Annotated in this window: 23 protein-coding genes; 17 read left to right on the top strand and 6 right to left on the bottom strand. The window is 56.8% G+C overall.

The genetic code is table 11. From position 1 onward, the window contains the following. Nucleotides 1-104 precede the first annotated feature (104 nt). From ccmA to SMB34_RS00910, 9 genes are all read left to right on the top strand, one after another. Nucleotides 105-827, top strand: a complete 723-nt coding sequence (ccmA, locus tag SMB34_RS00950) for a heme ABC exporter ATP-binding protein CcmA (RefSeq protein WP_037987208.1) — start codon at nt 105-107, stop codon at nt 825-827. Then, a complete protein-coding gene (gene ccmB, locus SMB34_RS00945) occupies nt 824-1,489 on the top strand; it encodes a heme exporter protein CcmB (protein WP_007090223.1) in 666 nt (221 codons plus the stop codon). Before ccmA ends, ccmB begins: the two co-directional genes overlap by 4 nt. Nucleotides 1,490-1,538: 49 nt before the next feature. Beyond that, nucleotides 1,539-2,330, top strand: coding sequence for a heme ABC transporter permease (locus SMB34_RS00940; RefSeq protein ID WP_037987206.1), 792 nt, complete (start codon nt 1,539-1,541; stop codon nt 2,328-2,330). Continuing rightward, the gene (gene ccmD, locus SMB34_RS00935) at nt 2,327-2,530 is read left to right on the top strand and encodes a heme exporter protein CcmD (RefSeq protein WP_007090225.1); all 204 of its coding nucleotides are present in this window, start codon (nt 2,327-2,329) and stop codon (nt 2,528-2,530) included. The genes SMB34_RS00940 and ccmD overlap by 4 nt, the downstream gene beginning before the upstream one ends. A gap of 31 nt (nt 2,531-2,561) precedes the next feature. Then, nucleotides 2,562-3,050 carry a cytochrome c maturation protein CcmE gene (gene ccmE, locus SMB34_RS00930; protein ID WP_082822581.1) on the top strand — a complete coding sequence of 163 codons (489 nt, stop codon included), beginning with the start codon at nt 2,562-2,564 and terminating at the stop codon, nt 3,048-3,050. Between the two features lie 141 nt (nt 3,051-3,191). Next, nucleotides 3,192-5,258: a heme lyase CcmF/NrfE family subunit gene (locus SMB34_RS00925; protein WP_037987201.1), complete on the top strand. Its 2,067-nt coding sequence runs from the start codon at nt 3,192-3,194 to the stop codon at nt 5,256-5,258. Next, nucleotides 5,255-5,791 carry a DsbE family thiol:disulfide interchange protein gene (locus SMB34_RS00920; RefSeq protein WP_007090228.1) on the top strand — a complete coding sequence of 179 codons (537 nt, stop codon included), beginning with the start codon at nt 5,255-5,257 and terminating at the stop codon, nt 5,789-5,791. Before SMB34_RS00925 ends, SMB34_RS00920 begins: the two co-directional genes overlap by 4 nt. Beyond that, nucleotides 5,788-6,279 carry a cytochrome c-type biogenesis protein gene (locus tag SMB34_RS00915; protein WP_037987197.1) on the top strand — a complete coding sequence of 164 codons (492 nt, stop codon included), beginning with the start codon at nt 5,788-5,790 and terminating at the stop codon, nt 6,277-6,279. Before SMB34_RS00920 ends, SMB34_RS00915 begins: the two co-directional genes overlap by 4 nt. A 52-nt stretch (nt 6,280-6,331) precedes the next feature. Next, nucleotides 6,332-7,090, top strand: a complete 759-nt coding sequence (locus SMB34_RS00910; protein ID WP_037987194.1) for a tetratricopeptide repeat protein — start codon at nt 6,332-6,334, stop codon at nt 7,088-7,090. A 28-nt stretch (nt 7,091-7,118) separates the two neighbouring features. Here the strand turns inward: SMB34_RS00910 and SMB34_RS00905 are convergent, their stop codons facing one another. After that, on the bottom strand, nt 7,119-7,877 hold the full coding sequence (locus SMB34_RS00905) for a DeoR/GlpR family DNA-binding transcription regulator (RefSeq protein WP_007090231.1): 759 nt from the start codon (nt 7,875-7,877) through the stop codon (nt 7,119-7,121). Between the two features lie 259 nt (nt 7,878-8,136). Here SMB34_RS00905 and deoC point away from each other — a divergent pair, with 259 nt between their 5' ends. The 7 genes from deoC (at nt 8,137) to rbsK (ending at nt 15,613) form a co-directional block, all read left to right on the top strand. Further along, nucleotides 8,137-8,808 (top strand): deoxyribose-phosphate aldolase, encoded by a 672-nt coding sequence (gene deoC / locus SMB34_RS00900; protein ID WP_037987192.1) that lies wholly within the window; start codon nt 8,137-8,139, stop codon nt 8,806-8,808. A gap of 136 nt (nt 8,809-8,944) precedes the next feature. Further along, on the top strand, nt 8,945-9,991 hold the full coding sequence (locus SMB34_RS00895; RefSeq protein WP_037987471.1) for an autoinducer 2 ABC transporter substrate-binding protein: 1,047 nt from the start codon (nt 8,945-8,947) through the stop codon (nt 9,989-9,991). Nucleotides 9,992-10,077: 86 nt separating this feature from the next. Next, nucleotides 10,078-11,580, top strand: a complete 1,503-nt coding sequence (locus tag SMB34_RS00890; RefSeq protein ID WP_037987470.1) for a sugar ABC transporter ATP-binding protein — start codon at nt 10,078-10,080, stop codon at nt 11,578-11,580. Between the two features lie 11 nt (nt 11,581-11,591). Next, complete coding sequence (locus tag SMB34_RS00885; protein ID WP_007090235.1) at nt 11,592-12,569, top strand: ABC transporter permease; 978 nt, start codon at nt 11,592-11,594, stop codon at nt 12,567-12,569. 10 nt (nt 12,570-12,579) lie between these two features. Further along, complete coding sequence (locus tag SMB34_RS00880; RefSeq protein ID WP_037987469.1) at nt 12,580-13,572, top strand: ABC transporter permease; 993 nt, start codon at nt 12,580-12,582, stop codon at nt 13,570-13,572. Between the two features lie 13 nt (nt 13,573-13,585). Beyond that, a complete protein-coding gene (locus SMB34_RS00875; protein WP_037987189.1) occupies nt 13,586-14,671 on the top strand; it encodes an aldose 1-epimerase family protein in 1,086 nt (361 codons plus the stop codon). Nucleotides 14,672-14,686: 15 nt separating this feature from the next. After that, nucleotides 14,687-15,613: a ribokinase gene (gene rbsK / locus SMB34_RS00870; protein WP_007090238.1), complete on the top strand. Its 927-nt coding sequence runs from the start codon at nt 14,687-14,689 to the stop codon at nt 15,611-15,613. 94 nt (nt 15,614-15,707) lie between these two features. Here rbsK and SMB34_RS00865 read toward each other — a convergent pair whose 3' ends face one another. The 3 genes from SMB34_RS00865 to SMB34_RS00855 form a co-directional block, all read right to left on the bottom strand. After that, complete coding sequence (locus tag SMB34_RS00865; RefSeq protein WP_037987186.1) at nt 15,708-15,980, bottom strand: hypothetical protein; 273 nt, start codon at nt 15,978-15,980, stop codon at nt 15,708-15,710. A 9-nt stretch (nt 15,981-15,989) separates the two neighbouring features. Beyond that, nucleotides 15,990-17,846, bottom strand: a complete 1,857-nt coding sequence (locus SMB34_RS00860; RefSeq protein WP_037987183.1) for a lytic transglycosylase domain-containing protein — start codon at nt 17,844-17,846, stop codon at nt 15,990-15,992. 227 nt (nt 17,847-18,073) lie between these two features. Then, nucleotides 18,074-18,967, bottom strand: coding sequence for a uracil-DNA glycosylase (locus tag SMB34_RS00855; RefSeq protein ID WP_037987181.1), 894 nt, complete (start codon nt 18,965-18,967; stop codon nt 18,074-18,076). A 245-nt stretch (nt 18,968-19,212) separates the two neighbouring features. Here SMB34_RS00855 and SMB34_RS00850 point away from each other — a divergent pair, with 245 nt between their 5' ends. After that, on the top strand, nt 19,213-20,850 hold the full coding sequence (locus SMB34_RS00850; protein ID WP_037987179.1) for an electron transfer flavoprotein-ubiquinone oxidoreductase: 1,638 nt from the start codon (nt 19,213-19,215) through the stop codon (nt 20,848-20,850). A gap of 60 nt (nt 20,851-20,910) precedes the next feature. On the opposite strand, the gene SMB34_RS00845 is transcribed toward SMB34_RS00850, so the two are convergent. Next, nucleotides 20,911-22,446 carry an aldehyde dehydrogenase family protein gene (locus SMB34_RS00845; RefSeq protein WP_084716434.1) on the bottom strand — a complete coding sequence of 512 codons (1,536 nt, stop codon included), beginning with the start codon at nt 22,444-22,446 and terminating at the stop codon, nt 20,911-20,913. Beyond that, nucleotides 22,443-23,342, bottom strand: coding sequence for an NAD(P)-dependent oxidoreductase (locus tag SMB34_RS00840; RefSeq protein WP_037987467.1), 900 nt, complete (start codon nt 23,340-23,342; stop codon nt 22,443-22,445). The genes SMB34_RS00845 and SMB34_RS00840 overlap by 4 nt, the downstream gene beginning before the upstream one ends. Nucleotides 23,343-23,573 lie beyond the last annotated feature (231 nt).

Genomic DNA, 23,573 nt, shown 5'->3' with positions numbered 1-23,573 from the left:
AACAATGTCATCACATCCAATGTCGGATAAAGCATGATTAATAACGTCGGGCGCGGTATAGAAAAAGCGCATCCGGCATGAATTCCGACAGTCAAACGAGTTAGATGACAGTTTTTACCGGTTCTGATCTGACCTGTCTGCGTGGCGAACGTCTGGTCTTTGGCGATCTTTCCTTTAGCGCCAATACCGGCGATGCCGTGATGCTGCGCGGTCGCAATGGTGCAGGAAAATCAAGCCTTTTGCGCCTGATGGCGGGCCTCATGGCCCCGCGCCGCGGCACCATCCGCTGGCAGGGGGATGATATCGACGATGATAAAATCGGCCATCGCGCGCGCCTGCATTACCTTGGTCATCAGGACGCGATCAAACCGGTCCTGACCGTTCGCGATAATCTGCGCCTGTGGGCCGAACTGCGCGGTATTTCCGATATTGATGCCGAAATCGATCAGGCGCTTCGCGCCCTTGATATTCATCACCTTGGCAAAACCGCCGGGCGATATCTTTCAAGTGGTCAAAAACGCCGCACCGCCCTTGCCCGTATCCTGCTGGGTCAAAGCGACCTTTGGCTGCTCGACGAGCCGACCGTTGGCCTTGATCGCGAAAGCTGTGCCGAACTGGCGCGTCTGATCGCCGAATTCCGGGCCAAAGGCGGCATCGTGATTTATTCCACCCATGTCGATCTGGATATCGCGGCACCGATCATCCTTGATCTTGATCCGTTTGCCATCCCGATGATGGAATGGCTGATCGAACATGATGATGAAGATGCCAACCAGCATCTCTCACTCGACATGGATCAAGGCAGAACGACGGAGGCCGCGATATGAATGCCTTTGTCGCCATCCTGCGTCGTGATTTGCGATTGGCCCTGCGTCAGGGTGCGGATTCCGTGATGGTGGTTGCCTTCTTTATCGTAACCACCACCCTGTTTCCGTTCGGTGTCGGCCCCGAAGCCAATATTCTGGCGCGCATTGCATCGGGTGTGATCTGGGTCTCGGCCCTGCTGGCGGCCATGCTGTCACTCGAACGTGTCTTTCAGACCGATTACGAGGATGGCACGCTGGAATTGCTGACCCTGTCGCCTGCACCGCTGGAATTGCTGGTTCTGGGCAAGGTGTGCGCCCATTGGCTGACGACCGGCCTGCCGCTGATTATTGCGGCACCCGTGATGGCCGTGATGCTCAATATGGATCAGGATGGCTTTGGCACCCTGATGATCGCCATGCTGATCGGCACACCGGCACTCAGCCTGATCGGGGCGATTGGTGCGGCACTGATTTTGGGGGCACGACGCGGCGGTGTGCTGGTGTCATTGCTGGTCCTGCCACTATATATACCGGTACTGATTTTCGGTGCCGGTGCGGTCGAGGCCGCATTGCTTGGCATTTCCGCCCAGGCACAGTTACAGATCATGGGGGCGATCCTGTTACTGTCTTTGGCTGCCGCCCCGTTTGCCACGGCCCACGCCATCCGGCAGGCCGTGGAATAACTTAAAACAGACGACCTTCGGCGGCATCGCCGCAAACGGACGAGAGAAAATGCATCGTTTCGCCAAACCAAGCGTGTTTCTGAAACTGACCGGGGCCATGATGCCCTGGGTGGTCGCGCTGACCGTCATTCTGACCGCCGCCGGGCTTTATCTGGCCCTGATCGGATCGCCGGTTGACTATCAGCAGGGCAACACCGTCCGCATCATGTATATCCACGTGCCCGCGGCATGGATGGGACTGTTCTGTTATGTCGGCATGGCTCTTTGCGGGGCCATGAGCCTGATCTGGAAACATCCGCTTGCCGATATCTGCGCGCGCGCCACCGCACCGGTTGGCGCAACATTCACCGCCCTTACGCTTGTTACCGGGTCGCTTTGGGGCGAACCGATGTGGGGAACATGGTGGGTGTGGGATGCGCGTCTGACATCAATGCTGATCCTGCTGTTCCTCTATCTTGGCTATATCGCACTTGTGAATGCCTTTGACGATCCCGAACGCGGATCAAAGGCCGGATCGGCCCTGGCACTGGTCGGCGCGATCAATGTGCCGATCGTCAAATTTTCCGTCGACTGGTGGAATACCCTGCATCAACCGGCATCGGTTGCCCGCATGGGCGGGCCCAGCATCGATCCCAGCATGCTCGCCCCGCTTCTGATCATGGCCTTTGCCTTCACCGGTTATTATTTCATCGTTCTGGTGCTGCGCGTTCGCCTTGAACTCAACCAGCGGCGCATCCGTGCGCTTCAACTCAGCGGCCTGTTTGACGAACGCCCCGTTGCCAGCGGCGATCATGACGAACTCGCCTATGATCAGGGTCACAACGCCGGAGCCAGCAAATGAACGAGTTCTTCTCAATGGGCGGCTATGGCAGCTATATCTGGGCCAGTTACGGTATCGCAGCCCTTGCGATGATCATTCTTCTGATCATGACCCTGCGTGGCCTTCGTCAGAGCCAGACCGAACTTGATCAGCTTGAAACTGTTCTGAAAGCCCGACGTCCCAGACGTGCCCGCACAACAGACCAGTCCCCGACTTCCTGAGCCCAAGCCTTCCTGAGCGGAGAATATCAAAGTGTCTCTTTCGCGTGCCAAATCCCGCAAACGTCAACGCATGTATATCGTCATGGCTGCCCTTCTGGCGGTCGGGGCGGCGGCTGCCTTGGCCCTTACGGCATTTGAAGATTCGGTTGTGTTCTTCTTCAGCCCGACCGAAATCGCCGAAAAATCGCCGATTGATCCCGATCAGCGCCTGCGCGTCGGCGGCCTCGTCGAAGAAGGATCGCTTAAAAAACTCGGCGGCGGTGAAACCGTCACCTTTATCGTCACCGACATGGCAAATGCGGTCACCATTTCCTATACCGGCATCCTTCCCGACCTGTTCCGCGAAGGTCAGGGCGTCGTCGCCGAGGGCCATATGGGTTCCGAGGGCCAGTTCATCGCATCCGAAGTTCTGGCCAAGCATGATGAAAACTACATGCCGCCCGAGGTCGCTGACTCATTGAAAAAAAGCGGTTATTGGGAAGAAATCGAAGCCCGCAACGCCGAACAGATGCGTAATTAAGCCACATTCTGCCATCATAAAAACCTCATATTGAAGCCATCAAAGCGGCATTAAACTGGGTGGATGCCTTGCTGTTTGACAGCAGGGGCTGAGTGGTGTTCGTTTGGTGAACACCACATATCGGGGAAATCTGAAGAACGCATGATCGCAGAGTTTGGACATTTTGCCCTTATCCTGATTCTTGCATTGGGAACCTGTCAGGCCGTCCTGTTCTGTCCGGCCCTGTTTCGCGCAAGCTATCGCGCGCTCGGCCCGACAACGACAATGACACCGACAATGACACCGGCAATTGCTGGCGGAACCTTGCCAGATGGACTGACCGGCAATACCAGGACTTCCGAAAATGTCGGTTTCGGTGTCTGGCCCCTGCCCTTTGCCATGTGCGTTCTGGCAATCATTGCCGAAGCTGCCCTGATCCATTCCTTTATTGTCAGTGATTTTACCCTGCCCGTGGTCGCCGATTACAGTCATTCATCTACCCCGATGATTTACCGTATCGGTGCCTCCGTCATCTCCGATAGCGGCGCCATGCTGTTCTGGGTTGCGACCAGCACACTGGCGACACTGATATACGCCCTGCAAAGCATTGCGCGCGGCGTTACCGAACAGGATCGTGTCGCCCTTGGTATCCTTGGCATCATTGTCGCCCTTCTGGCGGCGGTAACAATCATTGACGCCGATCCGTTTATCCGGTCGGGCATCGCACCGCTTGACGGCAACGGTCTTGATCCGGAATTGCAGGACCTTGCCGGTATGGCACGCGGGCCGATCCTGTATGCCGGTCTTGCCGGATTATCGGTGATTTTCGCGGTGACCTTTGCCGCACTGCCGGGTGCGAAGCTTGACCGTGCATGGTCGGAACAACTGCGCCCGTGGACGATGGTTTCCTGGACATTGCTGGGCGGTGCCATCGCCATCAACGCCTACCGTGCTTATACCGAACAGGCTTGGGGCAACTGGTGGTACTGGGATACATCCGAAAATGCATTATTGCTACCGTGGCTGTTGACCACGGCATTCCTGCATTGTCGGGCCGTTCTTGAAAAAACCGAAACCCTGAAACCCTGGACGGCTCTTTTGGCGCTGTCGGCCTTTGCTGCTGGCTGGTTCGGGACATTCCTCGTACGCTCCGATCTATTGGGTCCGTTGCCAACCGCCCTGCTCAGCAGTGGCGACGCTGTTGCCCTTCTGGTTGCCTTCTGCGTTCTGTTTGGCGGGGCCTATTTCATGTTCTGGCGGTGTGCGACCGACATGATCGATGACAAGGACTTCTCGCTGGTATCGCGCGAAAGCGGCATGTTCCTCAACAGTGTGATGCTCTCGGTTGCGGCGGCCACCGTCCTGATCGGCACCATTTATCCGCTGTTCCTGCGCTGGCTGGGCGGCGATATCATCACGGTTGGCCCACCGTTCTTTGTTCAGGCCCTGATCCCCATCGGTTTGCCACTTCTGTTTCTGATGGGCTTTGCCCCGACGCTGCGCTGGCGCAAGGACGAAACATGGCAGATCGGGCGGCGGATGAAGCTGGCCGCCATGATGTCGCTGATCGTGATCCTGTTTGTCTGGATGCGCTTTATCGATGCCTCCCCGCTGCCGTTGCTGGGGATCGGTCTTGCGGCCTGGGTCTTTACCGCTGCCCTTGGTGATCTTTGGGAACGCCTGTGGCGTCAACCCGACCACGGCGAAGGCAAATACCGCAATCTGCAGCTTCTTGGCCCCCGCTATCTCAGCATGACCTTTGCCCATATCGGGATCGCCATCCTGATCGCCGGGGGATCAGCCAGTGCCATCTGGGAACAGCAGATCTCGCTTTCGGCGCGCACCGGACAAAGTATTCAGATCGGCCCCTATAACCTGCAATACGAAGGTGTGGCGCTGCTGCCCGGTGAAAACTTCGCCACCCGCAAGGCGACCTTCATCATCTATCGCAACGCCCAGCCGGTCGCCGAACTGTTCCCCGAAGTCCGCTATTATCCGATCCGCGGCATCGAAACCAAGGAAGCCGATATCTGGCACGGACGCGATGGGGATTTGCATGTTTCCGTTGGCGAACGGGCCGAAGATGGCGGGCGTGTCGTAACCGTCCGGTTCCTGCCAATGATGCCCTGGGTTTGGGGCGGAATGCTACTGATGCTGATCGGCGGTGCTATCAGTATCTGTACGCGCATTATCCTGCGCTATAAGAAAAACGGAGTTCCCGCTTCATGAGATTCTGGATCGCAGTCATCCCGCTGGTACTCTTTGCTGCTCTTGCCGGTGTCTTTCTGACGAATATTGGTAAAGATACATCTGTTGTGCCGTCGGCCTTGCTGGGTAAACCGGCACCCGATTTCCAGTTGCCCCCATTGCCAGGCCGTGACCGCGGATTGTCACGCGCCGATATATCCAAGGGCGAGGTTTCGGTTCTGAACGTGTTCGCCAGCTGGTGCATTCCATGTCGTGCGGAACATCCGCTCATCAAGCGCCTCGCGCGTGAGGCTGACGTTCCGGTTTATGGCCTGAACTACAAGGAAAAAGACCCGCAGGACGGTGTCAACTGGCTGGATGAACTTGGCGATCCCTATGCCGCGGTCGGGATGGATTTATCCGGGCGGACCGGTATTGATTTCGGGGTCTATGGCGTGCCGGAAACCTTTATTATCGATGGCACCGGTCAGATCCGGTACAAACATGTCGGGCCCATCTCAAATCAGGTTCTTGAAGAAGTCTTGCTGCCAAAGATTGCGGAGTTAAAAGGATGATCCGTCGAAATTGTTCACTGTTCGCGGCCCTTGTCATTCTGCTGGGCCTGCATACGGCCCCGGCTTTTGCCGTCAATCCCGACGAGATGCTGACCAATCCCAAGCTTGAAGAACGCGCGCGCGACATCAGTCAGGGCTTGCGCTGTCTGGTCTGTCAAAACCAGTCGATTGACGATTCCGATGCCGATCTGGCCCGTGATCTGCGCATTCTGGTGCGCGAACGTCTGGTTGCTGGCGACACCAACGAAGAAGTCGTTGATTACATCGTCGAACGCTATGGCGATTATGTTCTGCTGAACCCGCCGCTGAAACCCGAAACCTACATCCTGTGGATCAGCCCGGCCGTTCTGGCATTTCTGGCCCTGATTGCGGTGATCGCCTTTTACCGCCGCAAACAGCGCGAAGACGGTGCAGGACCGAAATCGCTTTCCAATCAGGAACAGAAGCGGCTTGATGAAATCCTTGGCACGTCACAGGATCGCTCGTAACGATGCAGTTTGGCCGCCCCGCATATAGTATTCTCCCGTCGCGAGGTTCCCTGTGATCTGGCTTGGCCTTGTCATACTTGCCGCGTTTGGCGGGCTTGCAATCTATGCCAGCCTGCCGCGTCGGCCTGCGGGGGGGGATAACCACAATACACCCGATGCCCGCCGCGCCTTTGGCCCGATGGCGCGGATCGGATTTTCAACCCTGCCCGTGATTGCCGCAGTTATTTTGTATAGCGCGATCGGCATGCCACAAATTCCGTCGCGCCCCTATTCCGAACGGGCGGGCGAACGCAATCTTGCCGCCGCTGCGGCCGCGGCAAACGATGTGACTGATCCCGACTTTCAGACCGATCAGCAGATCCGCCGTCTGCTCAGCCAGATCGTCCTGTCGCTTGAAGCCAATCCCCGCAATTTGCAGGGCTGGGTCGTTCTGGCGCGTGGGTCATTGCGTCTGGGCGATATCGAGCGGGCGGTTGCCGCCTTTGCGCGTGCCTATGCGCTTTCCGGTCATAATCCGTTACTCGCTATCGAATATGCCGATACACGCATTACCGCCCAACAAGGCCAGATTGACAAGGTGTCACGCGATCTGATCCTGCATGCGCTTGGCCAGATGCCAAACCATCAGCTCAGCCGCTATTACTATGGCATGATGCTCAAACAGCAGGACAAGTATCAGCAGGCCCTGAATGTCTTTACCGATCTCTATCGTGACATTCCAAAGGACGATCCGCTCAGCGGTGCGACCGAGGCGGAAATACAATTGCTGAACGCAGAAATCGCCGACGCAACACAGGCCGAACCGAACTAGCCCAATCTAAAGCCCTTGATGCCCTTCGCTATTGCGTAATCAGGGGACAACCGGTTTTGGTTGCCAGTTCCGGATCGCATTTCGGATCGGTACAGATCATGTCAAACTGCTCCAGCTTGGCAAAAAGCATCGGCTTGATGACATTGAACTTTGTTGAATCGACAACAAGGATCTTGTTGGCCGCGGTCTCAAGAACCGCCTGTTTGATATCAACCTCATGGGGGTTGGAACAACTGACACCCCGGCTGATATTGACCCCGCCCGCCGACATGAAGGCGGTATTGATATTCAGGTTCAGAATGGCATTCACGCTGTTGCTATCGGCAAAGGATGCCGAAGACGCGTGATACATCCCGCCCAGCATGATGACCCGAAGGCCCGGCTTTTTGCACAGGATTTCGGCAACATTGATCGAATAGCAGATCGCCGTGATATCCCGATTTTCTGGTAACGCATTGGCGAGATAGGGAATGGTCGTCCCGCAATCAAGAAATATGGTATCGCCCGGTTTGACATAACGCGCGGCAATCTGACAGGCTGTGCGCTTGAGATCGGTATGCGAACCGCGTTCACGGTCCAAGATGTATCCAAGGCCACCGGCTGCTGGTGACTTGAGCGTGATGTACCCCCCCATATATGTGAAAATATTTTCACAATTGGCGACATCACGGCGGACCGTCATTTCCGAAACGCCCAGCAGATCGGCGGCATCCTTCAACCGAATGACATTGCTGACCTCCAGATTGCGGGTCAGGGCTTCTATCCGGTCCTGCGATTTGATCGACATTCAGACTCCGTTCACTGCCGATATACTGGCTGACAGGCCACAGACACACCTGAAATGATGTCGGCAACCGCTCAGCACAACCATAAATTTCATCCTAAAACCCCTGATTATAGCGAGACGGGCAGCAACTCAATCAAGTTCTGTTCTGATATGTTTTTGGCTTGACCGGATGTTAACCCGATGACAGGATCATTTCAATAAATGTTAAAAATTTAACAAAACGGCGATAGCAACCCGTTATCGTCGAGGGAAACGTTACATGTCGAATGCTCCACTTCCCGCCGTTGCAGGCGATCTTGCCGCTTATATTGATCACACCCTTCTGGCGGCGGACGCCACCCCCGATCAGATTGTGTCGCTGTGCGCCGATGCGCGAAAACACGCTTTCAAGGCGGTCTGTGTCAATCCGATCTATATCCCGCTGGTCGTGCGCGAACTGGCCGATACCAATGTTCTGGCATGCTCGGTGGTGTGTTTCCCGTTCGGGGCCGATCCGGTTTCCGCCAAGGTTTCCGAAACCCGCTGGGTGGTTGAACAGGGTGCCCGCGAAGTCGATATGGTCATAGCACTTGGCCTGCTCAAGGCTGGTGATACCGATGCCGTTCGCGCCGATATTGCCGCGGTAAAAGAAGCCTGCGGCGATGCCACCCTCAAGGTCATCATCGAAACAGCATTGCTGACAGACGAACAGAAAGTCCTTGCCTGCGAACTGTCCAGACAGGCAGGTGCCGATTTCGTCAAAACCTCGACCGGTTTCGCCGGCGGTGGTGCCACTGCCGAAGACATCGCCCTGATGCGCAAAACCGTTGGCCCGGATATCGGGGTCAAGGCGTCGGGCGGGGTTCGCACCACCGAAGACGCATTCAAGATGATTGCAGCCGGGGCATCCCGCATCGGTGCCAGCGCCAGCATTAAGATTATCGGTCAGTAAACGGTGCCGGTGGCCGCATCCCGGCCACCGGAAAATTGCTGTTTTCGGAACGAACCGCGTGAAAAGCCTTGGCTTTCATGCCAATAAGACGCAGAAAACTGCCAGCTATAAAAACGATTTCAATTTGGAGGTAACAATGAACAAGCTTCTTTCATCGCTTGTCGTCGCCGGTTCCCTGCTTGCAGGTGCGGCCCATGCAGACGAAGCGGTCAAAACGCCGGACATCATTTCGAAATTCACATCCGAAACCACCGGCAAGGAATATTCCATCGCCACCGTGGTCAAGGTTGACGGCATCGCATGGTTTGACCGTATGCGCGAAGGTGTCGAACAGTTCGGCGCAGACACCGGTCACGATACCTGGATGGTCGGACCGAGTGCCGCGGACGCCGCCGCACAGGTGCAGCTGATTGAAAACCTGATCGCACAGGGCGTTGATGCCATCAACATCGTGCCGTTCTCGGTCGAAGCCGTCGAACCGGTTCTGAAAAAGGCCCGTGACCGCGGTATCATCGTGATCGCCCACGAAGCATCAAACCTGAAAAACGCCGACTACATCCTCGAAGCGTTTGATAACAAGGCATATGGCGCGAAGCTGATGGAAGTCCTCGGGACCTCCATGGGTGGCAAAGGTAAATATGCCGCCACCGTCGGCAGCCTGACCTCCAAATCCCAGAATGAATGGATCGACGGTGCCGTCGAATACCAGAAAAAGCATTTCCCGGACATGGAACTGGCGACCGAGCGTCTCGAAACCTATGACGACGCCAACACCGACTACACCAAACTCAAAGAAACCCTGACCACCTACCCGGACCTTCAGGGTATCGTTGGCGGCCCGATGCCGACCTCGGCAGGTGCCGGTCGTCTGATCGCTGAACGCGGTCTTCAGGGTAAACTGCACTTCGCAGGGACCGGTCTGGTGTCGGTTGCCGGTGAATATCTGGCAAATGGCGACATCGAATACATCCAGTTCTGGGATCCGGCGGTTGCGGGCTATGCCATGAACATGCTGGCCATTATGGCGCTCGACGGCAAAGGCGACCAGATCAAGGCTGGTCTCGACCTTGGCCTTCCGGGTTACACCAATCTCAGCACCCCGGAAGGCAGCAATGCCAACCTGGTTTATGGCCAGGGCTGGGTCGGTGTGACCAAGGAAAACATGGACAAGTATAACTTCTGATTTCATCCTTTGGTGAAGGCGTCCATTAAGGACGCCTTCATTTTATTATGAGATCAGGCCCTTTGTTTCACGTTGACGGGCTTGTCATGTCTGAAAATTTCATTGAATTGCGAAACGTCCGGAAAGAATTTGCCGGCGTTGTTGCGCTTAAGGATCTTTCGCTGACGATCCGAAAAGGCGAAATCCACTGTCTTGCCGGTGAAAACGGTTCGGGCAAATCGACCCTGATCAAGATCATGTCCGGTGTATATCAGCCAAATGCCGGCGAGATTTACATTGATGGCAACAAGGTTGAAAGCCTGTCTCCCATGGCCTCCATCGAACATGGGGTTCAGGTGATCTATCAGGACTTCTCCCTGTTCGGGAACCTGACCGTGGCCGAAAACCTTGCCATGAATGTGCAGCTTCGCGAACAGCGTCAGGTTCTGAACTGGCGCAAGGTCCGCGAGATTGCCAAGGAAGCGGTCAAACGTCTCGGGGTTGATCTTGACCTTGATACCGATGTCGAAAAACTGTCCACGGCGGGCAAACAGCTTGTCGCGATTGCCCGTGCGCTGATGTCAGATGCCCGTCTGATCATCATGGACGAACCGACAACCGCCCTGACCGGCAAGGAAATCGAAACGCTTTTTCGCATCGTCAAGGATATCCAGTCGCGCGGGATTGCCATTTTGTTTGTCAGTCACAAAATGCGCGAAATGCTGGAAATCAGCGAACATATCACCGTCATCCGTAACGGTCAGAAAGTGGCCGACGGCCCGACCGGTGATTTTGACGAAGCCCTGATCACCCGTCACATGACCGGGTCTGATATCATTTCCGAACCCTATATCTGGGACCAGCAGAAATATGGTTCGATGCCGCCGCGCATTGAAACCAAAAACCTGACCCACGGAAACGATCTCGACAATATCAACCTCGCGATCAAACCGGGCGAGATTGTCGGTGTTTCCGGCCTGCTTGGATCGGGTCGTACCGAACTGGCCCTGTCCCTGTTTGGCATGATGCCCGGTTACAGCGGCACCATTTCGATCAACGGCACGCAAACCGTGCTCGATACGCCGCAAAAGGCGATCAGGGCCGGGGTTGCCTATGTTCCCGAAGACCGTCTCAGCGAAGGACTGTTTCTAACCCAGGGCATTGATCGCAACATGCTTGCGACCAGTTACGAAAAACTGGCCCCCGGCCTGCTGATTGATCATAACAAGGCCGAACAATGGGTTGAAACCATGATCCGCGACATGCAGATCGCAACCCCCACCGGCAAAAAGCTGGTCAAGGAACTCTCTGGCGGCAACCAGCAACGTGTGGTGATTGCCCGCTGGCTTCTGACCAATGCCAAATTCCTGATCCTGAACGGCCCGACCGTCGGGGTGGATGTCGGATCGAAGGCGGAAATTCACCGGATCATTCGCGAACTGGCCCAAAAAGAAGGGCTGGCCGTGCTGATGATTTCCGACGACGTGCCGGAACTGGTCCATAACTGTAACCGTATTATCCTGATGCATCGCGGAGCCTTTGTCGAGGAAATGGCATCTGCCGATACCTCCGAAGACCAGATCAGCGACAAGCTCAAGAATTTAACGTAAGGAAAAACTCGATGGCCTGGTTTCAAAAATCAGAGGTGGTCATCGCGGGCATTCTTGTGCTTGCCATGATCCTGATCGGGCTGGTCAACCCCGCCTTCTGGAGCCTGGACAACATGTTCAGTCTTCTGCGTAGCAACGTGATCATCGGCATCATGGCGCTTGGCGTTTTGCTGGTGATGATTTCCGGCGGGATTGATGTTTCGTTCCCGGCATTCGCTGTTGCCGCGATGTATCTGACCATCAAGGGCATGCTGTATTTCAATTATGACGGTGTTGTCCTGCCCTTCGTTGCCGCGGCGACGATGGGGGCGCTGTTTGGCTGCCTGAATGCGTTCTTTGTTTATAAATTCCGCATGATCCCGCTGATCGTGACCTTGGGTACGGGCAGCATGGTGCGCGGGTTCCTGCTGGGTGTTGTTGGCACCAGCATGATCAACATCAACAAAATGCCCGATGCCCTGATTGATTTCGGAAAGTCCGATATCATCAGCATGGTCAAACCCGATGGCACAACCTATGGCCTGACCGCGATGGTTGCTGTCTATGTCGTTCTGGCCGTGGCCCTGCATATTGTGCTGCGTTATACCATGATCGGCCGCGGGGTTTATGCCATGGGCGGCGATCCCGAAGCCGCCAGCCGCGTTGGCTTCAACATCCGCAAGATCACCTTCTTCATCTATTGTGTGGCCGGGGCCCTGGCCGGGTTTGCCGGCCTCCTGCACAGCGGCATGATCTGGCTTGCCAACCCGCGTGATTTCGTCGGTCTTGAACTGGACGTCATCGCGGCTGTGGTTCTGGGCGGTGCTTCCATCTTTGGGGGGCGCGGTTCCGTTCTGGGAACCATGCTGGGTGTGTTCATGCTGGTGATGGTGAAAAACAGCCTGATCATCATGAAGATCGACACGACGTGGCAGCGCGTTGTTGTCGGCGTCATCATTGTAATTGCCACCGCCATTACGGCATGGCGTGACCGCCGTGCGAATGCGTGAGGGGGCCGATATGAAACGTGAACTCGATTTCCGCAACCTTCTGAACAAGGACAACAATATCGTTCAGCTGATCGCCATGACGATCCTGATCTTTGTTGTCATGACCGCCCTTAGCCCGGATAAATTCCTGCGCTATTACAATTTTGAATCCATCACCTACACCTTCCCGGAACTCGGCCTTCTGTCGATTGCGATGATGATTGCCATGCTGACCGGCGGCATTGACCTTTCGGTGATCGGCATTGCCAACCTGTCGGGGATCTTTGCCGGGGTGATGTTCAAGAAATTCGCCACCGACGCCGGTGTTGCCGATACCGGTTTTGGCATTGTTCTGCTGGGTGGCGTTGTCGCCCTTGGCACCGGGCTTGTCGCCGGGGCTTTGAACGGTCTGTTGATTACCCGGTTAAAAATCACGCCCATTCTGGCCACCCTTGGCACCGGACAGGTCTTTACCGGCCTTGCCATCGTCATGACCGGCGGTCCGGCAATTGTCGGCTTCCCCGAAGCCTGGGCCTTTATCGGCAATGGCAAGATCTTTGGTCTGGCAACGCCGTTTGTCCTGTTCGTGGTTCTGGCCTGCCTGATCGCCTTCATGTTGCGCCGCACGACCTTTGGCATCAATCTGATGCTGATCGGTACCAACCCGAAGGCCGCCCTGTTTGCCGGTCTGAAACGCGAAAAGATGGTCCTGCTCAGCTACATGCTGACCGGGGTGATGGCGTCCATCGCCGGAATCATTCTTTCGGGGCGCACCAATGCGGCAAAGTCGGATTACGGCACATCCTATCTGCTTCAGGCGGTTCTGATTGCGGTTCTGGGCGGCACCAACCCGGCCGGTGGCCGTGGCACGGTGCTCGGTGTGTCGATCGCGGTTGCGGCCCTGATGCTGCTGTCAAGCGGCTTCCAGATTCTGCGGTTTTCCAACCATCTGATCGATTTTATCTGGGGCGTGTTCCTTCTGCTGGTGATTGCGCTCAACGCCTATAAAAACCGTTCGCGTTAAACGAGGTGACTTCATGACTGCGTCAACCAAGGTTAACCTGCGCAAAACCTTCTTCGGCGACGCCGAACATGTCATCGCATCGCACGGTGGCATGTCGGCCAGCCTGTTTCGATATGAAACCGGCATCGAAGCCGTCCGGCTGAAAAACGAACGCGGCTATCTGGTCATTCTGCCCTTCATGGGGCAGATGATCTGGGATGCGGTTTTTGATGGCGTGGATCTGACCATGGAAAACATGTTCAGCATGCCGCGCCCGGCCAACGTCATTGTCGAAACCTATGGCTGTTTTGCGTTCCATTCGGGGCTGCTGACCAATGGCTGCCCCGGTCCGACCGATACCCATCCGCTGCATGGTGAAATGCCCTGTGCCGAAATGGACAGTGCCGCCATTGAATTTGGCCATGACGACGACGGTGCCTTTATGGCGATCAGTGGCACCCGCGAATATGTCATGGGCTTCGGGGCGCATTACATGGCGCGACCCCGTGTGGTTCTGCGCCCGGATGCGACGCTTTTCGATATTCAGATGAATGTCGAAAACCTGTCGGGTGCAGCAATGGACCTGATGTATATGTGCCACGTCAATTTCGCGTTCTGTGACGGCGCACAAATCATCCAGCCCGCCGGTTTCACTCCCACCGACACCATCGTTCGCACCGAAGTCCCGGCCCATGTGCCGCGCAACCCGGATTACGATGCGTTTCTTGAAACGCTGGCGCAAAATCCGGCGGCGATGGAAACCCTCGACGAACCGCATCGCTATGATCCCGAACAGGTGTTTTACATCCGCAACGCCAAAACCGATGCGCATGGCAACACCGCCTGTATGATGCGCCGCGTCGAAGGCGATGCGTTTCACATTGCCTATAACACCAATGATTTTCCCAAAACGGTCCGCTGGATACTGGCAAATCAGGATCAGAAGGTCGCGGCCTTTGCCCTGCCATCAACCTGCGAACCCGAAGGCTTCAACGCCGAAAAAGCCAAGGGACATGTCATTTCCCTGCGATCTGGCGAAAGCCGGAATTTCTCGGTAAGGCTGGGCTATATGACGCAGGCCGAAAGTGACACGGCCGAACAGGCGATCCGTTCGCTGTAAATCAGGAGAATGAATATGGCAGGCAAAATTGCCATTGTCGGAAGCAACATGGTCGATCTGATCACCTATACGGATCGTATGCCGTTGCCCGGCGAAACCATCGAAGCACCACGTTTCGAAATGGGATGTGGCGGCAAGGGTGCCAATCAGGCCATTGCGGCTGCACGTCTTGGCGCCGATGTCATGATGGTCACCAAGGTCGGCGACGATATCTTTGCCGATAACACCATCCGCAATTTCGAAACATCGGGCATTGATACCCGCTTTGTCGAACGGGTACCGGGCACCTCAAGCGGCGTCGCCCCGATCTTTGTCGAACCGTCAGGCGAAAACTGCATCCTGATTGTCAAAGGGGCCAATGCACAGCTGTCCCCGGCTGATGTCGACCGTGCTGCCGATGCGCTCAAGGAATGCGACCTGATTTTGATGCAGCTCGAAATTCCGCTGGAAACGGTGTATCACACCGTCGCCTTTGGTGCCGAACATGGCATTGAAACGCTGGTTAATCCGGCCCCGGCCCCGGCTGACCTCGACAGCACCAAAATCGAAAAGGCCACCTTCCTCGTCCCGAACCAGACGGAACTTGCGACGATTTCGGGTATGGCCGTGAATTCACTGGCCGATGCCGAAGCCGCCGCAAGAAGCCTGATCGCCCGTGGTGTCAAAACCGTAATTGTGACACTGGGCGGCGATGGCGCGCTTCTGATCAATGGGAACGATGCGGCAGTCCATATTGATCCTGTATCGGTCAAACCGGTTGATACGACCGGTGCTGGCGATGCTTTTATCGGCAGCTTTGCGCGCTACTATGCCGAAAACCGTGACGTCAAAGCCGCCCTTGAAATGGCCGTGCGGTATGCGGCTGACAGCATCACCCGTCCGGGTACCCAGAAATCATATGCAACCGTGCAGGATTTCGAAAAGTTCTGCCAGTCGCTGTAACCCGGTCTGATCTTCGGACAACAAAAAACGGGCGCAGTCATCTGTGCCCGTTTTTTTATGTGGTCCGACGACACGCTACAGACTGCACCGTCCCCTAGGAACCAATCAGATACAGCACACCCAGCAAAACCGCGACAATCAGGACAAAAGTGCTCGCGACCGCCGCAAATCGCATCACCGGATGCAGTTTGGCAAGTTCCGTGGTTTCATCGCTCTGTGATTTATGGCCGCCTGCTTCGCGGTCTTTGTGGAACCGGCGAAGCGCCTCATCGCCACTCATCGGTGGCATCTGCATCCGGTCCAGAACCGTTCCCTGATCACGACGATCAGATGCCGGTTCACCATTGCGATTATTGTCTGCGGTCATCAATCCCGATCAGCGTTCGGCGGTCAGGCCGTCATCACCAGCACCAAGGTCCTGCGACTGGTAAACCGGCCACTGCCCCGCGGCAAGACGATCAAGCGACGGGCTGTCCTGCCCCAGACGCGACCGATACATCCAAAGGTTCGCCATCACACGCTCGATAAACAGGCGCGTTTCACGCGACGGAATGCTTTCGATGAAATAAAGCGGATCTTCGTTATCCTTCAGCGCCTTCTGCCAGCGCCCCAGATTGCCGATCCCGCCATTATAAGCCGCCATCAACTGCAAGAAGCCGTTATCGACCCCGTTCTGCCCCAGAAGATGATCGACATATTTCTGACCCAGCGACAGGTTGACTTCCGGCTCGTACAGTTCTGCACGCTTTTCACCGCGATAACGGGTATTGCCGATATAGCTTGCGGTTGCGGGCATCAGCTGCATCAAACCACGCGCCCCGGCGTGGCTCCGCGCCTCGGCATTGAAGCCGGATTCCTGACGCATCAACGCATAAATCAGCGCCCGGTCGACTTCATAACCGCCTTGCGGCGCCCATGGCGGAACCGGATAAAGCGCATTGACGATGACCTCGCCGGTTTTCTGCGCGATATAACCGCCAAGCCGCATGGTCAGCGACGCAAAATTTGCACTATCGGCAAGCGCCAGGGCCGCACGGCGCAGCTTGGCATCGTCGCTGGCTGCGGCCTTGCGCAATTCCTGTTCGGCCTCTTCACGCCTGTCGATCTGGATCAGGGCAAGGGCACGACGGCCATGCGGATCAAGCTTCAGCTTGTTGGCGCGATTTTCATCAAGCGCCAGACTGTCCCAGTCAAAAACGTCATCCCGGCCAAGCGACCGCAACGCCAGAAGCCCATAAAACGACCGCGGATATTCCGCGGCCTTCTGCAACATCTTGTCGGCTTCAACAAAACGTCCCGCCGCCAGATCAATCCTTGCGGCCCAGAACGCCCCGGCCGACCGCGTCCAGCTTGACGCATAGTCGTTCTTGGTCAGGGCCACAAAATGGTCATGCGCCTGATCCATCTTGCCCAGCCGCCACGCCGTCAGGCCCGCCGTCCAATGCGCCTGCGGCAGGTATTTGCCCGACCGCTTTGCGGCTTCCGCGGCATGGCGCAAAGCCAGATCGGGCTTGCCAAAATAATAATATCCCGATGCAATCGACGTCCGCGCTTCGTCCTGCTCATAGGCATCAAACAAACGCTTGGTTTCCAGTGCCTCAAGCACCTCAAGCGCGCCGGTAGGCCAACCGCCGCCGATCCGCTGGCGAATGCGGCGTTTCAGAACCGAAGCGCGCGAACGCTGTGCCGATGAAAGGCTTTTGGTCGATTTGTGGTAATAGGGACGGATATCTTCGTAATCATATCCGGCACCGTTGACATACCCGCCAACCGGTTTCTTCGGATAGGTGGCATTGCCACGGCGCTGCAACGCCAGTTTGTAGATGGTCGGCGCTTCGGGCAGATCGGCATAAAGTGCCAGCCAATCCTTGAGTTCCTTGTAGCGCGACCGATACGCCGTCGGATGCAGATAGCGCTGTGCTTGGACATGCCCCATCAGCAGGTCATCGGACAGACGCGAAATCAGGTTGTCCGCATCTTTCCAGCGGCCCTGCTCCTGCACGGCAAAAATCTGTTCGTAAAGTTCCGCATCACGCTTGGACAGCACAGTCGGTGTTTTGACCGAGCCCGCATCATCACTGGCCGCAGGCGCACTAAGGGCGGCCTGTTCCTTGGTCGCCTGGGCGTCCGTTACAGGCAGCGCCAATGCAATGGCACCCAGTGCGGTAATGAAAACGGTGCGCCGAAATGCCGATATGGCACGCGGCAGCCTTGTTTGTAGTGCTTCGATCAAAACCAGTCTTTCCCCTACGAGACTCCGGCAAAGCCGTGTTTGTATCCCGAAGCAGTTTCTCGTCGCAACCTGTAGAGTGCGGTGTCCCCCCGCATTTGGCAGAGATATATACCAGCAAAAGCCGGTGCCGCGAAATGATTTCTCCGAAATCAACCACTTGGCGGGGGTGGCCGTACATTGCCTGCCCGCTGCATATCGGCCATGCATCGTGCGTTTCGTAAGGTAATTTACGACAATTTCTGCGCCACGGCCCGCAAATCGCGCCACGCCATCCGTTTCTGTTCCGGTGTCCGAAGCAGATAGGCCGGGTGGAACATCGCCGTCACATCGGCAACACTGGCAGCCCCCAGCGGAATTTCTTTCCACGTACCGCGCAACCGGGTGATGCCGCGGTCTTCTTCCATCAGGGTCTTGGCCGCACTGCCGCCAAGGCAGATAACAACCTTTGGCCCGATCAGTTCAAGATGACGGCGGACAAATGGTTCGCACACCGCGATTTCGGCGGTGGTCGGCTGCCGGTTTCCCGGCGGACGCCAGGGCAGGATATTGGTGATATAGACTTCCTCGCGCGCAAAGCCGATGGATCGCAACATCGCATCAAGCAACTTGCCGCTCGGTCCGACAAAGGGTTCGCCCTGCCGGTCCTCTTCCGCACCCGGTGCCTCACCGACCAGCACCAAACGTGCTTCGGGGTTCCCCACGCCAAAGACGGTATTGCTGGCCGATTTCTTAAGTGCGCAGCCTTCGAACTTTTCGACCGCTTCCTTAAGATCGGCCAGATTTGTTGCCGCCGCGGCAAGGTCACGGGCCGATTGCCGGGCTTCGTGTGGCGTATCGGATAACAGGAACCCCGCCCCCGGTGGCATGGGCGGCGGTGGGGTCATCGGGGTTGCACCACCGGCGGGCCGTGGCATCGCCGGGCGGGCAGCCGCGCCACCATTGGGCGGCAATGAAGCACGGCCGGGCTGGCCTGCTGCCTGTCGGCTCAGGCTTTCGGATGCCTTGAAACGGTCCAGCGGCTCGTCGGCAATCGCCTCGTCCGCGCCCATTTCAAACTGCCAGATCAATGCCTGCAGCGGGTCCAGGTTATTTACATCAAAATCTGTAATTGGTTTGCTCATCTACACAGGAACGGTGTATGTTGCGGCGCATTCTTTGGAATGGCGCATGGATTTCAATCGACTTTAACGATTTTGGATCACTTGCACCATATACAAACGTGACTCAAATCGGTACACCTATACCGATTAAACAATGAATGTGAGAAATCAGGGCTTGGGCGAGACTCTGATCGGTGAATACCGGCTTGTGACCCATACGGACGAAAACAGTCCGAAACGGTCGGCAGCCAAAGGAGAGAGGCCATATGGAACGCGAATCCATGGAATTTGACGTGGTTGTCGTCGGTGCCGGTGTATCCGGTCTGTCGGCTGCCATTCGACTGATGCAACTCGCCCAGGAACATGAAAAAGAAATCACCGTATGTGTGGTGGAAAAAGGTTCCGAGGTCGGCGCGCATACGCTTTCGGGTGCGGTGATGGAACCGCGTTCGATGAACGAACTTTTCCCCGACTGGAAAGAACGCGGCGCACCGCTGAATGTCCCCGCTGGCAAGGACGAGTTCCTGATGCTGAGCGAAACCGGCGGTATCAAGCTCCCCACCCCGCCCCAGATGCATAACAAGGGCAACTATATCGTCAGCCTCGGCAATGTGTGTCGCTGGCTTGGCGAACAGGCCGAAGCCATGGGGATCGAAGTTTATCCCGGCTTTGCCGCCGCCGAAGTCCTGTTTAACGAGGACGGTTCGGTCAAGGGGATCGCGACCGGCGATATGGGCATCCAGCGCGATGGCACGCCCGGCCCGAACCACGAACCGGGCATGGAACTGCATGCGAAATACACCTTCTTTGCCGAAGGTTGCCGTGGATCGCTGTCCGAACAGCTGATCAAAAAGTTTGATCTGCGCAAAAATTCCGATCCGCAAACCTATGGCATCGGCATCAAGGAACTGTGGGAAGTTGATCCCGAAGTTCACGAAGAAGGCAAAATCACCCACACCACCGGCTGGCCGCTTGATAAAAACACCTATGGCGGGTCGTTCCTGTATCACCTTGATAACAATCAGGTGGTGGTCGGCTTCGTGATCGGGCTTGATTACGAAAACCCGCATCTCAGCCCGTTTGACGAGTTCCAGCGGTTCAAAACCCATCCGAAAGTCCGCAAGATTTTCGAAAAGGGCCGCCGCATTTCTTACGGCGCACGTGCGCTGAACGAAGGCGGTTTTCAATCGATCCCCGATCTGGTCTTCCCCGGTGGCTGTCTGATCGGCTGTTCGGCCGGTTTCATGAATGTCCCGAAAATCAAGGGATCGCACACCGCGATGAAGACCGGCATGCTCGCCGCCGAGGCCGCGTTCGAGGCACTAACTGCCGAAACACCACCCGCCTCGATGGAAAGCTACCCGGAAAAGCTTAAAAACAGCTGGGTCTATCCCGAACTGCACAAGGTCCGCAACATCCGCCCAAGCTTCGCCAAATGGGGCTTCTGGGGCGGCATGGCCTATAGTGCGGTCGATACCTATCTGTTGGGCGGCAAGGCCCCCTGGACCTTCAAGAACCATGCGGACCATGCCTGCCTGAAACCGGCGGCCGACATGCCGAAAATCGACTATCCGAAACCGGATGGCGTGGTCAGCTTCGACAAACTGTCTTCGGTGTTCCTGTCAAACACCAACCACGAAGAAGATCAGCCGATCCACCTGACGCTCAAGGATGCCAGCGTGCCAGTGAACGTCAACCTTGCGGTCTATGACGGGCCCGAAGCCCGCTTCTGCCCGGCTGGCGTTTACGAATTTGTCGCGGACGAGGACAAAGGCGGCAAACGTCTGCAAATCAACGCGCAGAACTGCGTGCATTGCAAGACGTGTGACATCAAGGACCCGACCCAGAACATCGTCTGGGTCGTACCCGAAGGGGGCGGCGGCCCGAACTATCCCAATATGTAATGCTTGAAAAAGGGCCGCGTCATGCGGCCCTTTTTCGTGATCCTGATGATCGATATGCGCCTATTCCGGCGCATATCCGAATGCGGCCGGCGGATTGGCCGCCGTTTCGGTCCAGACACTTTTGGGCTGCATATATTCCATCAACCCTTCCTTGCCGCTCGACCTTCCATAGCCACTGGCGCCAAATCCGCCAAACGGCGACATGACATTGATCGTCTTGTAACTGTTGATCCAGAACGTCCCGGCACGGACATTCGCCGCCACCCGGTGCGCCCGATCCACCGATTGCGTCCACACCGCCCCGGCCAGACCAAACTTGCTGTCATTGGCAATCGCAACCGCCTCGGCTTCATCCTCGAACGGGATGACGGAAACCACCGGGCCAAAGATTTCCTCGCGCGCAATCGCCATCTCATTGCGCACATTGCCCAACACCGTCGGACGCAGGAAATAACCCTCCTGACACGCGGCCCCTTCCGGGCGGATACCCCCGGCCAGCAATTCCGCACCTTCTTTCTGGCCTGCTGCCACCAACCGGCGCACCGTCTGATATTGCGCGTCATTGTTGATCGGGCCGATCTGGGTTGCGCTATCCATCGGATCACCGACCGGAATGCGATTGGCCCCATCGACCAGCATATCAAGGAAACGGTCAACCACATTGCGCTGCACCAGCAACCGCGATCCCGCGACACAGCTTTGCCCCGCCCCGCTGAATATTGCGGCCTGCGCGCCCAGCACCGCCCGTTTAAGATCGGCATCGCCAAACACGATATTGGCCGATTTCCCGCCAAGCTCCAGCACGCAGGGCACGATATTCTGTGCGGCTTGGGACGCAATAATCGCCCCTGTGCGCGGCGATCCAACGAAAACAACCTTGCGCGTCACGTCATGGGTGGTCGCCGCCACCCCGGTCGTGGTGCCAAGCCCGGTCAGAACCGTAATCACCCCATCGGGCAATCCGGCCTTCTTGGATAAAACCCCAAGTGCTAGCGAGGTCAAAGGCGTCATTTCCGATGGTTTCAGAACCGCCGCATTGCCGGTACAAAGGGCCGGGGCCAACTGCCATCCGGCGGTAAAGATCGGTGCATTCCACGGCGTAATCTGTGTTACCACGCCATACGGCTCGGGCCGGGTATAGTTCAGATGGCTGGTCGGCACCGGAATGACATCACCATGCAGCTTGTCGGCCCAACCGGCGTAATATTCAAACATCTCGGCGACTTTAAGCACCTCGACCTTTGTATCGCGGATCGGCTTGCCCGCGCTCACGGTTTCCAGCAACGCCAACTGATCAAGGTGATCACGCACCTGCTGCCCGATCCGCCACATGATCCGGCCACGTTCGGCTGCCGTCATACCCCACCAGACTTTCTGCCCGGCACTGGCCGCCTGCATTGCCGCATCGACAACCTCCGCCCCGGCATCCTTAAGCGTCAAAAACGCCTTGCCGGTCGCCGGATCGATCAGGTCGAACATATCACCGCGTCCGGGCATCATCGCCCCATTGACCCAGCTTCCGATCTCATCACTGCCAAAAAACGGCGCCATCGCCTTGTGATAGTCACGCGCCATCATTTTGCTATCGCTGCTCATGATTTGGCTCCTTTGTGGGTCGGGTCGCATTCGGTGATACGGTTGAAATCGGCATTGTCAGACAGCAATTCCTCGCTCGCCGCCCAGATCTGCCCCGCCAGTTCCGAAACCGGCATCGCAACCTTCTTGTCCTTGGCCAACGCCATGGCAAGACGCACGTCCTTTCGCATCAATCCCATGGTAAAGCCGCTGTCAAAGGCCCCGTTCATCACCCATTTCGGATAATTGACCTCGCTGATCGCACTGCGCCCCGATCCGGCATTCAGCGCCGCAATCAGGTTTTCGGTGGTTACCCCCGCCGCATTGCCAAGCCGCACCGCCTCGCTCATGGTCAGAAGGTGGCTTGCCACCAGCATGTTATTGACGATCTTGACAGCATGACCCGCACCGACCGGCCCGACATGGGTGATCTTCCCGCCCAGTGAATTCAGAACCGGCATCGCACGCGCCACATCGGCATCCCCGCCGCCAACCATCATGGTCAGATTGCCGCTATTGGCACCGGCCGGGCCGCCGCTGACCGGCGCATCAATCAGGATATGCCCCTGCATGCGCAGCACCGCATCAAGTTCGCGGGTCACATCGGGCTCGGACGTGGTGGTATCAATCACCAATCGCGGATCGATATCGCGTCCGCCAAGGCCCTCATCACCGCCAAGAACCTTGCGCACATGGTTTGCCGTCGGCAATGACAGGATGATCGTCGGGCACGCCTCAAACAATTCGGACAGTCCGGCGACAATCGTCACCCCCGATGCGGCGGCCTTGGCTTGGCATTCCATCGAAACATCAAACCCGATGACCGAAAAACCATCCCGCAACAGGGTGCGCGCCATGCCCAACCCCATATTGCCAAGACCAACGACACCAGTGGTGCCGGTTTCTGGATTACTCACGATATTTGCCTCTTTGCTTTCAGACAGCCGGGCACAGCCGGTCAAGGCACGCGCCTTCCCGTCACGGCACCGATGCGGTCCGATGTGATTTTTTGATTTTGCCCCCGAACTTTCCGGTGGATACCCGGCGAACTCAAGATCAATTGCCGGAACATGTTGTTGCCGAAACAGCAACACATGTGGTCTGATTAGGTGATCAGGCACACCGCCCGAAACATCGACCACCATTGT

Origin of the sequence: Thalassospira permensis NBRC 106175, from assembly GCF_000714555.1 — a bacterium.
Taxonomy (GTDB): Bacteria; Pseudomonadota; Alphaproteobacteria; order Rhodospirillales; family Thalassospiraceae; genus Thalassospira; species Thalassospira xiamenensis.
This window is presented reverse-complemented; position numbering and strand designations above follow the sequence as displayed.

What these genes read in the sequence shown, in the direction of transcription:
- ccmD (WP_007090225.1), top strand. Translation starts at nt 2,327, where the DNA reads ATGAACGAGTTCTTCTCAATGGGCGGCTATGGCAGCTATATCTGGGCC.
- rbsK (WP_007090238.1), top strand. Translation starts at nt 14,687, where the DNA reads ATGGCAGGCAAAATTGCCATTGTCGGAAGCAACATGGTCGATCTGATC.
- SMB34_RS00925 (WP_037987201.1), top strand. Translation starts at nt 3,192, where the DNA reads ATGATCGCAGAGTTTGGACATTTTGCCCTTATCCTGATTCTTGCATTG.
- SMB34_RS00940 (WP_037987206.1), top strand. Translation starts at nt 1,539, where the DNA reads ATGCATCGTTTCGCCAAACCAAGCGTGTTTCTGAAACTGACCGGGGCC.
- SMB34_RS00915 (WP_037987197.1), top strand. Translation starts at nt 5,788, where the DNA reads ATGATCCGTCGAAATTGTTCACTGTTCGCGGCCCTTGTCATTCTGCTG.
- ccmA (WP_037987208.1), top strand. Translation starts at nt 105, where the DNA reads ATGACAGTTTTTACCGGTTCTGATCTGACCTGTCTGCGTGGCGAACGT.
- SMB34_RS00855 (WP_037987181.1), bottom strand. Translation starts at nt 18,967, where the DNA reads ATGAGCAAACCAATTACAGATTTTGATGTAAATAACCTGGACCCGCTG.
- SMB34_RS00890 (WP_037987470.1), top strand. Translation starts at nt 10,078, where the DNA reads ATGTCTGAAAATTTCATTGAATTGCGAAACGTCCGGAAAGAATTTGCC.
- SMB34_RS00845 (WP_084716434.1), bottom strand. Translation starts at nt 22,446, where the DNA reads ATGAGCAGCGATAGCAAAATGATGGCGCGTGACTATCACAAGGCGATG.
- SMB34_RS00850 (WP_037987179.1), top strand. Translation starts at nt 19,213, where the DNA reads ATGGAACGCGAATCCATGGAATTTGACGTGGTTGTCGTCGGTGCCGGT.
- SMB34_RS00885 (WP_007090235.1), top strand. Translation starts at nt 11,592, where the DNA reads ATGGCCTGGTTTCAAAAATCAGAGGTGGTCATCGCGGGCATTCTTGTG.
- SMB34_RS00895 (WP_037987471.1), top strand. Translation starts at nt 8,945, where the DNA reads ATGAACAAGCTTCTTTCATCGCTTGTCGTCGCCGGTTCCCTGCTTGCA.
- ccmB (WP_007090223.1), top strand. Translation starts at nt 824, where the DNA reads ATGAATGCCTTTGTCGCCATCCTGCGTCGTGATTTGCGATTGGCCCTG.
- SMB34_RS00905 (WP_007090231.1), bottom strand. Translation starts at nt 7,877, where the DNA reads ATGTCGATCAAATCGCAGGACCGGATAGAAGCCCTGACCCGCAATCTG.
- deoC (WP_037987192.1), top strand. Translation starts at nt 8,137, where the DNA reads ATGTCGAATGCTCCACTTCCCGCCGTTGCAGGCGATCTTGCCGCTTAT.
- SMB34_RS00920 (WP_007090228.1), top strand. Translation starts at nt 5,255, where the DNA reads ATGAGATTCTGGATCGCAGTCATCCCGCTGGTACTCTTTGCTGCTCTT.
- SMB34_RS00880 (WP_037987469.1), top strand. Translation starts at nt 12,580, where the DNA reads ATGAAACGTGAACTCGATTTCCGCAACCTTCTGAACAAGGACAACAAT.
- SMB34_RS00865 (WP_037987186.1), bottom strand. Translation starts at nt 15,980, where the DNA reads ATGACCGCAGACAATAATCGCAATGGTGAACCGGCATCTGATCGTCGT.
- SMB34_RS00875 (WP_037987189.1), top strand. Translation starts at nt 13,586, where the DNA reads ATGACTGCGTCAACCAAGGTTAACCTGCGCAAAACCTTCTTCGGCGAC.